Here is a 14,031-nt window from a genome sequence, read left to right on the forward strand (position 1 = left end):
GGCTGATTCTACCGGTGAACCAGCCTGTGCTAATCGAAATCAGCCTTTGAGAGTTCCGACCACTTTCGCAGCCATACGCTGATCGCCCGCCATCGGTACCAGCCAATCCTTGATGCTCATCTCGAACTTAACGACGACGCCGTTCTTAGCGACCCACCAAGTCCCATCGGCGGAAACGCCCTCGTCGGCGACCTCTTTCATGGTCACCTTAAACTTCATCGCATCTTTGCCGTTGACAGCCTCTTGCCCGAGGGATTCGTAGTTGTATTCCACCACCGGGGCTGATTTCTCTTCCGCCTTGACTTGGGTTTTCCACGCATTGCCCTTAGCTACCGGCTTGCCTGTGTAAAGGAAAGTTAATGGCGCGAGCATTCTGCGGATATCATCGCCCATGTCTCCTGGAGTCGCAAACACAGAACCATCCTCGGACCACTTCACATCCCAAGGTGGCGGATCTCCCGCTGCGTTGCCATCCACCATGATGTCGAGCCAAGTGATCGTGCCTTTCCAAGGCTTCCCCGAACCACCATCGGCAACTTTGATGAGCTGATTGAAGTTTGCTTCGAGCTGTTGCCCGCCGGCATCTACATTGACCTTACAGGTGTAGGTTGCCTCGTAACCTTTTGTAAATGGAGATTTGAGCTCCCATGTATCTTGGGGAGCTGTGCTGAGAATTGTTGTCGCTGCAATTAAGCTTGTCAGGATCATCGCTTTCCCTCCTTTGGGATGTTGCGCCTACGGCCAGTATAAGGGACGGGTTGCGGGGCTAGGCAATATGGGGGCTATTAGATTTTGGATTTTGGATAAAGGTTGTTTGGGAGTGGTATGGAATGTCTGTCATGCTTGGCTGAACACTCTACACCGGAAAGCCCGAATGCGGATACATTCCAAAATCTAAAATCCAAAATCCAAAATCACTTGACCCATCCCCTGATCCTGCAGGCCTCAGCCACGCGCTCGACAGCCACAAGGTAGGCGGCAAGACGTGTGTGGACATTCTTAGCCTGTCGCATGGAGTAGACGGCGCCGAAGGCATCGGTCATGATCTCATCCAACCTTTCGTGAACATAGCTGATCTTCCAGCGATCAAGCGAGGCGTTTTGAACCTGTTCAAAGTAGCTGACCGTCACACCGCCAGCATTGCAGAGAAAGTCGGGGATAACAAAAACGCCATTACTGTGTAGGATGTCATCGGCTTCCGGGGTTGTGGGCCCGTTAGCAAGCTCCGCAATGATCTTCGCCTTGAAATCGCCCGCATTGTCGGCCGTGATCGCGTTTTCTAGTGCGGCAGGGATGAGGACTTCGACATCCAGTTCTAACAACTCCTCATTCGTGATCGTTTTGCTCCCCTTGAACCCAACGACAGAGCCCGTCTTCGACTTGTGTTCCATAACATCCTTTAGTCGAAGACCACTCGCGCTGAAAATGCCTCCCCTTGAATCGCTCACTGCAACGACCGTAGAACCGAACATCGAAGTCACTAATTCGTGCGCGTGCATACCCGCGTTCCCATATCCTTGGATTGCGACCTTGGCGGTTGATAGATCAACTCCTACAGCCTTTGCGGCTTCTCGGAGCGTATACATCCCTCCCCGCGCCGTAGCGTCTCCTCGACCTGGAGAACCGCCGAGCTCAAGAGGCTTGCCAGTGATGATTCCAGGCGCATGATGTCCGTTCATCTTCTCGTACTCGTCCATCATCCACGCCATGATCTGCGGGGTTGTGTAAACGTCGGGCGCAGGCACGTCCACGACCGGGCCGATCTTGTGTCCGACCGCACGCATGTATCCCCGGCTCAGCCGCTCAAGCTCCCCTTCCGAAAGCTCCTTGGGGTTGCAGATCACGCCGCCCTTGCCCCCGCCGAGGGGAATGTCGACGACCGCCGTCTTCCAGGTCATCCACGCCGACAGCGCACGGACGGTATCCACCGTCTCTTCCGGGTGGAAGCGGATGCCGCCTTTGCACGGGCCACGCGCATCGTTGTACTGCACGCGAAAACCCTTGAAAACTCGGGTGGAGCCGTCGTCCATACGCACGGGAATCTGCACATGAAGCTCCATCATTGGCTCGCGCAGGAGTTGGTGGACGTTTGGGGGAAGATTGAGGAGTTCTGCTGCTTGGTCTAGCTGCGCTTGGGCGATGGCAAACGGGTTTTGCATGTCGCTCTGCAGAATACTATCTTCCCGAGTTTCTAGGCGTGGACTATGGTCTTTTGAATGGGGGCATCCTTCCCTTCCCCCTGCGAAGCGAGGGGGAAGGGGCAGGGGGTGGGGGTTCCGGCCTAAGCTCGCGGCACATCGTGCGCAACCCCCATCCCTCAGTTCACTTCGTTCGCAGGTCCCTTCCCCCTAAACGCAGGGGGAAGGGATGACTGCCGCGACATCTTGAACGTGCAGGAGGGACACTGTCCTCAGTGTCCAAAGGCTCTCGGTCATCGAGGACGATGACCCTCCAGCCTAGTCCAGAGGATGCAGCGACCCAATCCTTCCCTCCCCAGTGGGGAGGGACCAGTGAGCGAAGCGAACTGAGGGCGGGGTTATAGGCTTTCGGCACCCTCCCCGCACGCGGGATCTTCGACACCCCGTTCTCTTCGTTCACGGCCTCTCCCTCAAGGGAGAGGAATCTGCAGGCGCAGACCGTCTGCTTGCCATTGCGCTGGAGGGACACTGTCCTCAGTGTCCAAAGGCTCTCGGTCATCGAGGTCGATGGCCCCTACTCACCCACCGACGCAGGCTCGCTCGTCTTCTCATCGCCTTCGTCGAAGAACTGATCCTTGCTGAGCCGTGCATAGACCCCTTTCTTCGCCAGCAGCTCCTGATGCGTGCCGCTTTCCACGACCCGTCCCTTCTCCAGAACGAGAATCTGATCGGCGGCGACGATGGTCGAAAGCCGGTGGGCGATCGCAAAGGTGGTCCGGTCCTCCATCAGCTTCGACAGCGACCCCTGAATGAGCCTTTCCGAATGCGTGTCCAGCGCGGATGTCGCCTCATCGAGGATAAGAATCTTCGGATTTTTGAGGATCGAGCGGGCGATGGAGATGCGCTGCTTTTCGCCTCCGCTCAGCTTGTAGCCGCGCTCGCCTACAACCGTGTCGTAGCCTTCGGGGAGCGAAGAGATGTGGTCATGAATCGCAGCGGCCTTGCAGGCCTCCACAAGCTCTTCGTCGGTGGCGTCGGGCTTGGCGATGCGCAGATTCTCCTTGATCGTGGTATGCAAAAGGTAGGTCTCCTGCGTCACCACACCGTAAAGCTTGCCCAGCGAATCGACCTTGTAGTCGCGCAGGTCCACACCGTCCAAAAGCACCTGCCCCTGGTCCGGGTCGTAGAGTCGGGGGATGAGATAAGTGAGCGTGGTCTTTCCCGCTCCGCTGTGCCCGACCAGCGCGATCAGCTGTCCCGGCTTGGCGTCGAAGCTGACATCGCTGAGCGTGTTCGACTCCTGCCCCTCCTCGTACTTGAACGAGACGTTCCGAAACTCGATCTCGCCCTTCACGCGATCCATATCCACGTCTCTGGCCCCTTCGACGTCCTTGACGTCGCGCGGGAGGTCCATGTACTCGAAGATGCGGGAGAACAGCGCAAACGAGCTCATGATCTCGACCTGCGCGCCCATCAAAGCGGTCAGGGGGAAGAAGAGCCGCACCTGCAGACCGGTAAACGCGACCAGCATACCGACGGTGATGCTCGTGTCTCCATTGCGGATCAGGAGCAACCCCGCCAGCCAGTACACCAAGGCGGGCGCGAGCTGGGTGATGAGCCGGATCATCCCGAAGAAAAGGTACATCACGATGGACGCCTTCACCTGCCAGCGCGCAAGCTCCTTGTTCTCTTTGTCGAACCGCTCCATCATCACGCGGGCATCGCCGGAGGTTTTGGTGAGGAGCATTCCGCTGACGGAAAGCGTCTCCTGCATCATCGAGTTCAGTTCGCTGGTCTGTTCCTGCACACCCGTGCGAACGTTCCTGGCATAGTCGCCGACCTTCTGCCCGATCACTGCGAAGAACGGCACCATTCCCACGCTCAGCAGGGTGAGCCTCCAGTCCATGATGAACATCGCCGTTGCCGTGGAGATGACGATCGCGATGTTCGAAAGCTGGTCGGTGAAGGTGTTGCTGACGACGGTCTGAACTCCGGCAACGTCGCTGATGAGGCGGGTCTGGATGTCGCCCGTGCGCGTGTTCGTGAAGAACTTGAGCGACATGCTCTGCAGGTGGGTAAAGAGCTTCAGACGAAGATCGCACATGATCTTCTGCCCGATCACCACGCTCCAATAGCCGTACAGCAGCGTCATGCCCGCGCCCGCGAGGACGACCAGAACGGTCATGAGCGAATAGGTGGCGATGACGTTCAGGTTCTTATACTGAATGCCGTCGTCGATGATGATCTGGACGAAGTAGGGCGGAACGATACCCAGCAGAACGCCGATCAGAACGGCGATGCCGGTAAGGATCACGTCGCGCTTATAGGGCAAAAACAGCCCGAAAACGCGGCGCATGATCGCGCGGTCAACCTTCGCCGGCTGCTCACCCCCCGAGCTTCCGCCGCCGTTTCGAATCAAAGAATCACCCTCATATACGTTCGCTGAGACTACCCGGCGCCGAAGCAAGGCACTGGGACACTTGTCTACTGAGTAAGATAGGAAGATGCTTGCCTTGCTCGCCCTAATGCTCTCCGCGCCAAGCTTGGACGAGAAAGCCCTCATCGACATTCTCAGCGACGTGACCAAGGCCGACGGCTATCGCTATGCCGCCAAGGACGACAAGGGCGCAGGGCTGGACTGTCTCAAAGTCGAGCAGGTCGGCCCCAAGAGCTACATCGGCGTACACCATTCGCTCAAAGACGGCGTGTTCGAGCTGCGCCTAGTCGAATCGAGCGATCTGCTGAACTGGAAGCACGTCGTCACTCTCGACTCCCACGCGCATCAAGGGACGATCTACCGGTACGGCAAGCGGTGGATTCTGGCCTGGGAGAAGGACGGTCCGGAAGGCAACTGGATTCACGTTGCGGGGTACGACAGCCTGGATCGGCTGCAGTCGGCCCAGCCCGCCAAGACGTTCGACATTCCGCGCACGCTCTCTCCAGCCGCTGAGGGAACGCCCAACATCCGCCCGCAAAGCCGGGACCTGCCCTGGGAGGAGACCCTGCTGGAGATCGGCTTCCACTACTATCGAAACCGGGACGTGGACCGTCAGGCTTCGGGCACGCTGGCTGGGTTTAAGGATTGGCAATGCAAGCCGTTTGCCGTTTGGAATGAGGCGCTGGAATCGACCTATCGCGGCAACATCGGGGACCGCGACCAGTTCGCCTATGGCGGTCGGAGAGTGACGATTTTGGAGGGGCAGCTGAGGAAGCACGACTGGGCGTCCTGGCGAATTCTTCTGCTTAAGGAGTCTGGGGAGTGGCAGCAGCTTGCCATCAAGTCTCACAAGGGCTCGACCTCTTTCGCCAATCCGTCGGTCACTTCTCTCACCCTGCCAAACGGCAAGCCGGGTATGGCCGTCTCCTACTTCGTGCCGAGCCAGGGTTCAGCAGAAGGAGAGTCGGGCGAGTTGGTTTTCTATCGGGAGTTGGCGGGAGACTGACAGGTGGTTGGCAAGTTGTTGGCAGGTTGCTCAGCGACAGATCGCTTTCGTGCTCGCACCCATCGTTCATCGTTCGCCCCTCATCCCTCATCCCTCATCGTTCATCGTTCAGAACCGCCGCCCTTACCACCCTTACTCCTTACACCCCTTACAAACAAGCGGTACCCTTTCCCCATGAGCGGAGACGCCTATATCGGCGCGCGGAAGGAATACGCCAGTCTGAGCCTGGACGAATCTATGCTCGGGCCGGACCCCATCCTGATGCTCCGCGAATGGATCGAGGCCGCACGTCAGACCGGACATCCCGAACCTTCCGCGATGTGCCTGGGCACGGTGAGCCACGACGGACAGCCTAGCGGGCGGATGCTCCTCCTGCGCGGGCTGGACCACGGACTCATCTTCTACACCAACTACCAAAGCCGCAAGGCGGAGGAGCTTTCCGGCAACGGGCGAGCCTGCATGACCTTTTGGTGGCCTGAGATGGAGCGGCAGGTTCGGGTGGAGGGACGTGTCGAAAAGGTGGCAGCAGCAGAGTCGGACGCCTACTTTGCGAGCCGACCCTACGAAAGCCAGGTCGCTTCGGCGGCAAGCCCGCAAAGCAGACCAATCGCTTCAAGGATAGAGCTTGAAAAGTTGGTCGAGGAGCTGAGTGAGGCAAGCACAGATTCGGTGCCACGCCCGGAAAACTGGGGCGGCTATCGGCTCATACCGAGCCTGTTTGAGTTCTGGCAAGGCCGCCCAGCAAGGCTGCACGACCGTTTTGAGTATCGGCTGCACGGAAACGGCTGGGTGATTCAACGGCTAGCTCCGTAGCCCAAGCCGGATACAGATGAAGTCGAGCACATGCTTATCTCGCTGGGCCAATCACCAACTCCTGCTCGAGAACATGCTGTTCAATTGCGCGCTCTTGAGCCTCTTCTTCGCTCTCGGGCCACATCTCAAAAGGGCCACCCTGAGCCGGACTTGTGCTCATCATCCAGCGTCCCGTCACCTCATAGCCGTTCCACTTTCCAATGTAAATGAACGGATATCCGACTTGGTTTTCGTTTCGAGTGACGCGTGTGTACCGACGAACGATATTTACCATCTGGTCCGAAGGGTCGTATTCACCCTCAAGGTTGAAGTCGCCATCGACATCGGTACCTTCGCCCACAAAGTGGTTCCCCGAGAAGAGGATCATGATCTTCTCAGTGAGACGAAACCCCTCCTGAATCGATTGCCCGACCCAGGGTCCTGAATGGCTGGTGAATTCTTTCATAAGTTTGTTGGGCGTTAGGCGTTAGGCGTTAGGCGTTGGGCCTTGGGCCTCACGCCCCACGTCTGATCGCTCACCCCTCCCCCACCAACCCCTCCACCGTCTTCGGCCAATCGTCCTTCAGCAGGCGCGACAGAGATCGGTCGGCGAGCAGGCGTCCCTCGTTTTGACATACGGCGCAATAGTTTGTCTCGTTCTCGGCATACCGAATGCGCTGAATCGGCTTGCCGCAAACCGGACAAGGCTTGCCGTACTTCCCGTGCGCGGCAAAATCCGGGCGAAAGGCCGTGATCTTCCCCTTTCCTGGGAATTTTCCCTTGAACTGCCTGCGCAGGACGTCGGTCCAGTGAACCAGCGTCTCCTGCGTCGCTTTGTAGAGCGTTTCGATTTCTGGGTCTTTGAGGGCATGCGTCAGCCGAACAGGCGAAAGCCGCGCCGCATGAAGGATTTCGTCGGAGTAGGCGTTGCCAATGCCGCTAAAGGCTTTGGGGTTGGTGAGGGCTCTTTTCAGGGTTCGGTTTTCCCTCGTCAATGCATGTCGAAACTCATCGAGCGAGCACTCCAACGGCTCGATCCCGCCGGGGTCGAGCGCGGGCAGCTCTTCCCTGCTCTTCAAAATCCAGAGCGAGGCGCGGTGGTGGGTGCTGACCTCTGTGAGAAGCAGGTGCGAGCTGGGGAATTCGACCACCGCGAGTGTGCTCTTCCCTCCCGGTCGGAAGCTTTTTGGCGGCGTGTCGAACCACAGCAGCCGCCCCGAGATCATGAGGTGAAGAACCAGCAGGCTCCCGCTGTGGAAGCTGACGACGATCTTCTTGCCCAGCCGCTCAACCCCGGTCACCCACTGGCCTTCAAGGTCCTTCGAGCTAGGCGAAACGGTCTTGAGAAGCGACGGGCTGAAGATGCGGAGCCGCTCCAGCGGCTGCCCGACGATGCGCTCCCCCAACGCTTCGACGTAGATGGTGATATCAGGCAGCTCAGGCATGAGGCAATGGAGAGAAATTATCGGATATCATGGATAATGACGCCTTTCTTGACGAGGGCTTTGTAGCCGTCGGTCAATGACAGCCTGTCGATCTGGGTATGGGAAAGGTAAAGCTCCTTTAATTCGGTCAGGGATGCGAGCGCAGAGAGGTCAGTAACCTGCGTACCATAAAGATAAAGTGTCCTGAGTTGGGTCAGATCGGAAAGCGCGGAAACGTCAGAAACCGATGTCCCGGAAAGGGACAGCGCAATAAGTTGGGTCAGAAAAGAAAGCGCAGTGACATCAGAAACCTGAGTCTCCGAAATATTAAGCCACTGCAACCGTGTCAGAGAGGTAAGCGCTAAGACATCAGCAAACCGAGTTTTGTGAAGGTAAAGCTCGTTAAGCAAGGTTAGGGAAGAAAGCGCAGAAACGTCAGAAACCCGCGTATAGGAAAGATCGAGCTTCCGCAATTGGGTCAGGGTGGAAAGCGCAGAAACGTCAGAAACCCGCGTATAGGAAAGATCGAGGTTCTCCAGCCGGGTAAGAGAGGCAAGCGCGGAAACGTCAGAAACCCGCGTATAGGAAAGATTGAGGTTCTCCATCCGGGTCAGGGAGGCAAGCGCGGAAACGTCCGAAACAGGCGTGTCTTGAAGGTCAAGCGTCTGCAGCTGTGTCAGGGAGGCAAGCACGGAAACGTCCAAAACAGGAGTCCCGGAAAGGTGAAGCGTCTGCAACTGGCTAAGGAAGGAAAGCCCGGAAAGGTTCGAGACCTGAGTCCCGGAAAGGTGAAGCGTCTGCAACTGGCTAAGGAAGGAAAATGACTCAAGAATGGAGTCAGACACTTCCTCGTCGAACTCAAGATTAAGAACCATGATGCGCTTGGCATCGTCAACTGTGATTACGCTCGGCGCTACCTGTAAGGACCTCGCAAGAAATGGACGCAATATTTCCAGCCTCTCCTCATCCGTAAGTTCGCGAGTTCTAGGGACCGAAGCCTCCTCACCTTCTTCTTCAGGAAACTGGATGCGGGCAAGGTATCCGAGCAACTCCACATAAAGAAACGGCTTGTATTCGCGGTGCGCTTTTGCTACCGCATCTAGATGCCGCTCTCTGTTTTCAGCCTCAGTCGACTCTTTATCACCCGCCTTTTTCGTGCCCTGATTATGGCGAACAGGCTCAGAGATCTCATCTGGAGTGGTGCGGGCCACTTCGCTCGACCTATGGACTAAGTAAAGCGATTTCCCGCCACCAGCGACAGCGCGACTCCAAGCGCGGAGGAAATTGCGGCCTGATCGATGGAGGATCAGTTCAGTTGGGTCAGGGCAGGTTTCACATCCAGCTTCAGTGCACAGCTTCTTCGTATCAAGACCCGAACAAACCTGTCGGATCAAAGCATCCTGCATCCCCTGCGCCAGCAGGAGCGAGCGGTCGCTGCTTTCCACATCTTGTGCCCCCTGTCTGCCCGTCCCGACGATCGCCGAGTTGATCGCACGGACAACCGCGCGCGGATTGAGCCCTGCCATTCCCTGCAACACGTCCTTGACGATTCCGCGATGCTCCTCAGAAAGCTCAAGCCAGAAAGGCATACCTTCAAGCTGCGCCGTCACAAACTTGACGACGGCATGGTCGCTAGGCGGGATGTGAACCTCAACCTGGAACATTTTGTCCAGATATTGCTTAGCCTTCGCTTCCATCCCGTCCTTCAGGCGTACTTCACCAACCATGTCCTCATAACGCTTGGTGACGATGGCGTCGATCACCAACTTGTCCACGCCAACGATAAAGACCACATTGGGGATGTTCAAGTACAGTTTGATCGCCTCAAGTACCTGCAGCGCGATGTTCGGCAGGCAACGGTCAAGATCGTCGATGAAGATGACCATGCGCGAGTTTTTCTCGGAATAGTAAAGCTTAATCCACTCTGCCAAGGCGTGCTCGAAAGCATTGAAATAAGCGGCCTGCGGAGTGACGTGCTTGCTGTATTCATCCATGATGCCACTGAGGGCTTCCTTCATGTCGAGGGTGGCCGATGCTCCCAATGAATCGGAAGGGTCACTGACTTTCGCTTCAAGCTGCAGGCTACCGAGAGTTCGCACAAATGCCCCACCTAGAAAGGCCCCAAAACGCCTAGCGGCTTTGAGCGCTTTCTCGGTATTAGAGTCTCCGAATTTGACCGAAGCAATGATGACCTCCGCAATCAGGCCCTTCCAAACGTCTTCCTGCTCTTGGTATTTCCAAGGGTGAAACCAGCAGGTGTCCACTTTCACTCCCGCGTCTTTGCTTTTCCCTTTGAGGAAGGCATCCATCCACGCCATCGCAGAAGTCTTGCCCGTGCCCCAACCGCCGCTGAACATGACGGAAAAGGGTGTCTTGGTCTTGGGGTCAAGAATCGCTTCCCACACGGGCTGCAGCCGCCGCTCCAGCTCAAATTGTTCTGCCTCAAGCGCTTCATTGACACGAAGCGCAGAATCATTTAGAAGAATCAGTCTCCTCTTTTGTCCCTTTCTGTTCACCGCCCCATCCATTGGACTATTATACGAGCGGCACAACGACACCCATCATAGATTCAATGAGTCTAGCTTGTAAACGGCATAAGGTTATCTGTGTTCGTTTTCCAGCATCTGGCCCAATTTCCAAATCTTAACTGGCAATTTCACCAGAAACCCCGACGATAAGGACCAATTGGCACGAAGTTCGCGTCTCAATCTCCCGGGAACATCTATCAATCTGATAGACTTACCCTGTTAGATTGCCCCGATGACGTGGGAATTAAAAAGGTTGGTTGGATATATGAAAAGGAATCTTATTTTTGGTGCAATGATGGTGTTGTTCGCAGCGCCGGCAATGTCTCACGCATTGAGTTTTAGTTTTGTGAGCGAGCCGGGTAACCCGAGCGCACTGATTCGATTTGATGGCGACAACGCTCGCACGATCACTTTCCCTGCTGCGGGCAACGGCTTTGACTTTGTCGTTGGCAACTCCAGCAACGGAGCGCTCAACGGTCTGAAGGGCAATATCGGCGGCACGTTTACGGTTGGTGCGATCACGATCAATGGAAGCGTACAAACTGCTCCAGTCAGCGGAACGGGATCTTTCAGCATCTTCGATGGTTTGGACACGCTCACGGCAGACCTGAACTGGCAGGACGTCTTTACGTTCGGCACGCAGTCCGGTTTGAACGTCAACGGAAACACTAACCTGTCGAATATCAGCTACACAGGATCAAACGCCGGTTTAATCGAGTTTGTAAACTCGAACACTCACACGGTGACGCTTTCGACACAGTTCATCCCTGGAAAGACGCTGACGCAGTTGATGGCCCAGGGTGCCGTGCACGAGAATACTTACTCAGGAACATTCAACGCGGTCCCTGAACCCGCAACCATGGCGATCCTTGGTGTAGGCGCGCTCGCGCTGATCCGCCGACGCCGAAGCAAGTAAGCAATCTGCAATTCACTTGAAAGCCGGATGCTAATGGCATCCGGCTTTTTTGATGCCATGCTCCGCCTTCGCGCAACTTTCACGCTGTTTCACGGTCGGTTCGTAGACTCCTTTGCAGAGGCAGAAGTCAAACATGCCCTTGCGGCTGGCGATGGCGACCGCCGAATTTTGTTCTTGTGAATTTCGAGGAGGAGTTATGAAAAAAGTTATCTTGATAGCAATCGGCACGGTCGCTGCGGCAGCTTCGCAGGCAGCTTGGGTGCAATGGTCGGGCAACGGCCACTTCTACGACGTGGTGCTCATCTCTGGCCCTGATCGATCTTGGGGAGCGGCAAGCGCTGCCGCGCAAGGAATGGTCGCGCCAAACGGCATGAGTGGAACTCTAGCGACGATTACCTCAGCCGCAGAAAACGCCTTTGTGTTTTCGCTCGCCGATGCGCCGCAATTCTGGGCGATCGACGGCGCAGGCAACAACGAAGGTCCGTACCTTGGCGGCTTTCAAGTGCCCGGATCTTCCGAGCCAATCGGCGGCTGGTCTTGGGTGACCGGCGAGGCTTGGGGCTTTTCTTCCTGGGCAGGCGGAGAGCCGAACAACTGGGGAGGAGCGGAAGACTGGCTCTCGTTCTTTGCTCAAGGCAATAACCGACTTGCAACCTGGAACGACGTAGGCAATGCACCGAGCTCCGTTCACACGGCTTTTGTGGTGGAGGCCGTGCCCGAGCCTGCTACGATGGCAGTTCTTGGTTTTGGCGCATTGGCGTTGCTACGAAAAAGGAAGAGATAAGCTTCTTTCCATCTCAGACTTTCTATATCTGATAGCTGATAGCTGCTGGCCGACAGCTAATGTGCAACCCGCTCCCAAACAAAAAGACGGGCTGTGCTCTTACTGAGCACAGCCCGATTCTCAATTCTATGTGTCGGAACTTACCAGCGTCCGCCGCCGCCCGAACGACCACCGCCGCCCGAACGTCCGCCGCCACCGTAACCGCCGCCGCCGCCCGAACGTCCGCCGCCGCCGTAGCCGCCGCCTCCGCCCGAACGTCCGCCGCCACCGTAGCCGCCACCACCACCGGATCGGGGCTCGCGCGGGCGTGCCTCGTTCACAGTGATTGTACGACCGTCAATGGTGCTGTTGTTCTTGTCGGCAACGGCTGCCTCAAGCTGATCGGCATCGATGTCGACGAAGCCGAAGCCGCGACCCTCGATGATGCGAGCGTTTGTGCCGCCGTATGCGCTGAAATGATTCACGAGATCGGACTCGGAAGTGGAGTACGGAAGATTTCCGACGTAAAGTGTCTTTGTTGCCATGGTATGGCCTCCTGATATTTTATTGTTCCGGTTCTGTGGGCATTGAGTTCGTAGTGAGAACCGGCCGTTAGGCAGAAGGCTTCAAGCGAATTCCAAGGCTGTGAATCGTAACGCTGCGATGGTACCAGAACAGTGAAGAAAAGTCTCTAGGGTCAGCATGGGTCTAACAACCCTGGAGCCAGCTAGAGTTTGCGACTGAACCAGTCTTCGGGAAAGGGCTTGTTCCCAAAAATGAGCTGGCCAAGCCGCCACCTTGCGTCAGTCGAGTAAATACGCTTAGAGTCCCGAGCTAACTTCCAAACTGCTGAGAAAGCACGAACGTCATCGATCATACATACGATATTGCAAGCGAATAATTGAATCTGCTCGTCTGACGAATCGATCATTGGCTGAAGCAGGGGAATGACTTTGACCCCAAAATTCGCGAGTATCCTTTGGAGGGACCAAGGATCGCCGCGTCCCAGACGCAAAGCCTGTACCATTGCAGGTGCAAGTTTGAAGTTCGGGTACAGGGCAAGTGCGTCCGAGACGTGGCTGCCAATCGCTGACTCTTCTGGACTGTTCAAAAGAGCTTTCTCAAGAGTCTTGTGCGCCTTGTCGCTACCCATCGCGGCAAGTCCTTCTGCCGCACCAAGCTCAGCCTTCCATAGGTACTCTTCCAAAATCGGAATCTGCTCGTCTCCACCTGCCATTCCTAAGGCAAGGAGGTCGGCTCCGACATTACGCTTATCCACTCTCCTTAACACTGCAGAGATCACCCGCTTATCGCCAGTAGCTGCTGCTGCCAGGATCGCTGCAGACGATACTTGTATGTCGGGGTCTTGCTCATATAGAGCAATCAGTTTCGAGGCTAAGCCGCTGTCTGGGATATGTTGCAACGCCTGCGCGGCTCGGTAGCGAATAGTCTTATTCCTGCTTTCCAAAGCAAGTCTCAATTCTGGGACAGCGATTTTGCCGTATCGACCAAGCGCTATAGCTGCGACAAGGCCTGTACTGTGCGAAATAGATACAGCATGAAGGCTGTCATAAGTATCGAAAGCAGGGTCCCTGGCAAGGCGCTCGATAAGCAAGGGAATGCCCTCCTCTGCTTTGCAATTTGCAAGGACGTCCATCGCCAGCAGTTCATTGCGCCCCGCTTCAAGTTCGAGAATTGCTATCTGGACGGCGCGTGGGTCCTTCAACACACCCAAGCCGCACATCCCCGCTAGCTGATCTTCCTTGTCTGAAGATGATAGAAGACTGGCAAAAAGCTTGGGTGCTTCAGGCGGGCCGATCATGGCGAGAGCTCTGGCGCAGCCAATTTTTTTACCCGGACGAGTGCCTCGAAGTACTGCTTCAAGCGGCTCGATAGCCTTCGCACCGTACTTTGCGACGGTCTTGTCATTGGGATACGCCTTACAGAGATTGTCGACCTCCGCGTTGAACTGCGTCTGAGAAAGCGCCAGAAAGAAACAGGCAGTTGCAGTTGCGGCAGTTCCCATG

General features: G+C 56.4%; 13 protein-coding genes. 5 read left to right on the top strand and 8 right to left on the bottom strand.

The features are described from left to right. Positions 1-39: 39 nt before the first annotated feature. From KF784_09070 to KF784_09080, 3 genes are all read right to left on the bottom strand, one after another. On the bottom strand, positions 40-708 hold the full coding sequence (locus KF784_09070; GenBank protein MBX3119203.1) for a hypothetical protein: 669 nt from the start codon (positions 706-708) through the stop codon (positions 40-42). A 206-nt stretch (positions 709-914) separates the two neighbouring features. Further along, on the bottom strand, positions 915-2,159 hold the full coding sequence (locus KF784_09075; GenBank protein ID MBX3119204.1) for a Glu/Leu/Phe/Val dehydrogenase: 1,245 nt from the start codon (positions 2,157-2,159) through the stop codon (positions 915-917). A gap of 553 nt (positions 2,160-2,712) precedes the next feature. Further along, a complete protein-coding gene (locus KF784_09080; protein MBX3119205.1) occupies positions 2,713-4,557 on the bottom strand; it encodes an ABC transporter ATP-binding protein in 1,845 nt (614 codons plus the stop codon). A gap of 85 nt (positions 4,558-4,642) precedes the next feature. Here KF784_09080 and KF784_09085 point away from each other — a divergent pair, with 85 nt between their 5' ends. Next, complete coding sequence (locus tag KF784_09085; GenBank protein ID MBX3119206.1) at positions 4,643-5,581, top strand: hypothetical protein; 939 nt, start codon at positions 4,643-4,645, stop codon at positions 5,579-5,581. A gap of 174 nt (positions 5,582-5,755) precedes the next feature. Next, positions 5,756-6,394, top strand: coding sequence for a pyridoxamine 5'-phosphate oxidase (pdxH, locus tag KF784_09090; GenBank protein MBX3119207.1), 639 nt, complete (start codon positions 5,756-5,758; stop codon positions 6,392-6,394). 34 nt (positions 6,395-6,428) lie between these two features. Here the strand turns inward: pdxH and KF784_09095 are convergent, their stop codons facing one another. The 3 genes from KF784_09095 to KF784_09105 form a co-directional block, all read right to left on the bottom strand. Then, positions 6,429-6,839 (bottom strand): hypothetical protein, encoded by a 411-nt coding sequence (locus tag KF784_09095; protein ID MBX3119208.1) that lies wholly within the window; start codon positions 6,837-6,839, stop codon positions 6,429-6,431. 70 nt (positions 6,840-6,909) lie between these two features. After that, entirely contained in the window at positions 6,910-7,818 is a 909-nt protein-coding gene (locus KF784_09100) for a hypothetical protein (GenBank protein ID MBX3119209.1), read from the bottom strand. 17 nt (positions 7,819-7,835) lie between these two features. Beyond that, positions 7,836-10,325 (bottom strand): leucine-rich repeat domain-containing protein, encoded by a 2,490-nt coding sequence (locus tag KF784_09105; GenBank protein ID MBX3119210.1) that lies wholly within the window; start codon positions 10,323-10,325, stop codon positions 7,836-7,838. Between the two features lie 265 nt (positions 10,326-10,590). Between KF784_09105 and KF784_09110 the strand changes: the two genes are divergently transcribed. From KF784_09110 to KF784_09120, 3 genes are read left to right on the top strand one after another with little or no spacing between them, the layout of a single operon-like run. Then, complete coding sequence (locus tag KF784_09110; protein MBX3119211.1) at positions 10,591-11,241, top strand: PEP-CTERM sorting domain-containing protein; 651 nt, start codon at positions 10,591-10,593, stop codon at positions 11,239-11,241. 33 nt (positions 11,242-11,274) lie between these two features. Then, positions 11,275-11,421, top strand: a complete 147-nt coding sequence (locus tag KF784_09115; protein ID MBX3119212.1) for a hypothetical protein — start codon at positions 11,275-11,277, stop codon at positions 11,419-11,421. Between the two features lie 16 nt (positions 11,422-11,437). After that, the gene (locus KF784_09120; GenBank protein ID MBX3119213.1) at positions 11,438-12,025 is read left to right on the top strand and encodes a PEP-CTERM sorting domain-containing protein; all 588 of its coding nucleotides are present in this window, start codon (positions 11,438-11,440) and stop codon (positions 12,023-12,025) included. A 140-nt stretch (positions 12,026-12,165) separates the two neighbouring features. Here KF784_09120 and KF784_09125 read toward each other — a convergent pair whose 3' ends face one another. Next, positions 12,166-12,549 carry a hypothetical protein gene (locus KF784_09125; protein MBX3119214.1) on the bottom strand — a complete coding sequence of 128 codons (384 nt, stop codon included), beginning with the start codon at positions 12,547-12,549 and terminating at the stop codon, positions 12,166-12,168. 182 nt (positions 12,550-12,731) lie between these two features. Next, complete coding sequence (locus KF784_09130) at positions 12,732-14,030, bottom strand: HEAT repeat domain-containing protein (GenBank protein MBX3119215.1); 1,299 nt, start codon at positions 14,028-14,030, stop codon at positions 12,732-12,734. Position 14,031 lies beyond the last annotated feature (1 nt).

It is taken from the genome of Fimbriimonadaceae bacterium (assembly GCA_019638775.1).
Lineage (GTDB): Bacteria > Armatimonadota > Fimbriimonadia > Fimbriimonadales > Fimbriimonadaceae > JAHBTD01.

Excerpts from the sequence above, each read along its gene's own strand:
- KF784_09100 (MBX3119209.1), bottom strand. The coding sequence starts at position 7,818 with ATGCCTGAGCTGCCTGATATCACCATCTACGTCGAAGCGTTGGGGGAG.
- KF784_09085 (MBX3119206.1), top strand. The coding sequence starts at position 4,643 with ATGCTTGCCTTGCTCGCCCTAATGCTCTCCGCGCCAAGCTTGGACGAG.
- pdxH (MBX3119207.1), top strand. The coding sequence starts at position 5,756 with ATGAGCGGAGACGCCTATATCGGCGCGCGGAAGGAATACGCCAGTCTG.
- KF784_09075 (MBX3119204.1), bottom strand. The coding sequence starts at position 2,159 with ATGCAAAACCCGTTTGCCATCGCCCAAGCGCAGCTAGACCAAGCAGCA.
- KF784_09105 (MBX3119210.1), bottom strand. The coding sequence starts at position 10,325 with ATGGATGGGGCGGTGAACAGAAAGGGACAAAAGAGGAGACTGATTCTT.
- KF784_09070 (MBX3119203.1), bottom strand. The coding sequence starts at position 708 with ATGATCCTGACAAGCTTAATTGCAGCGACAACAATTCTCAGCACAGCT.
- KF784_09115 (MBX3119212.1), top strand. The coding sequence starts at position 11,275 with ATGGCATCCGGCTTTTTTGATGCCATGCTCCGCCTTCGCGCAACTTTC.
- KF784_09130 (MBX3119215.1), bottom strand. The coding sequence starts at position 14,030 with ATGGGAACTGCCGCAACTGCAACTGCCTGTTTCTTTCTGGCGCTTTCT.
- KF784_09120 (MBX3119213.1), top strand. The coding sequence starts at position 11,438 with ATGAAAAAAGTTATCTTGATAGCAATCGGCACGGTCGCTGCGGCAGCT.
- KF784_09110 (MBX3119211.1), top strand. The coding sequence starts at position 10,591 with ATGAAAAGGAATCTTATTTTTGGTGCAATGATGGTGTTGTTCGCAGCG.
- KF784_09095 (MBX3119208.1), bottom strand. The coding sequence starts at position 6,839 with ATGAAAGAATTCACCAGCCATTCAGGACCCTGGGTCGGGCAATCGATT.
- KF784_09125 (MBX3119214.1), bottom strand. The coding sequence starts at position 12,549 with ATGGCAACAAAGACACTTTACGTCGGAAATCTTCCGTACTCCACTTCC.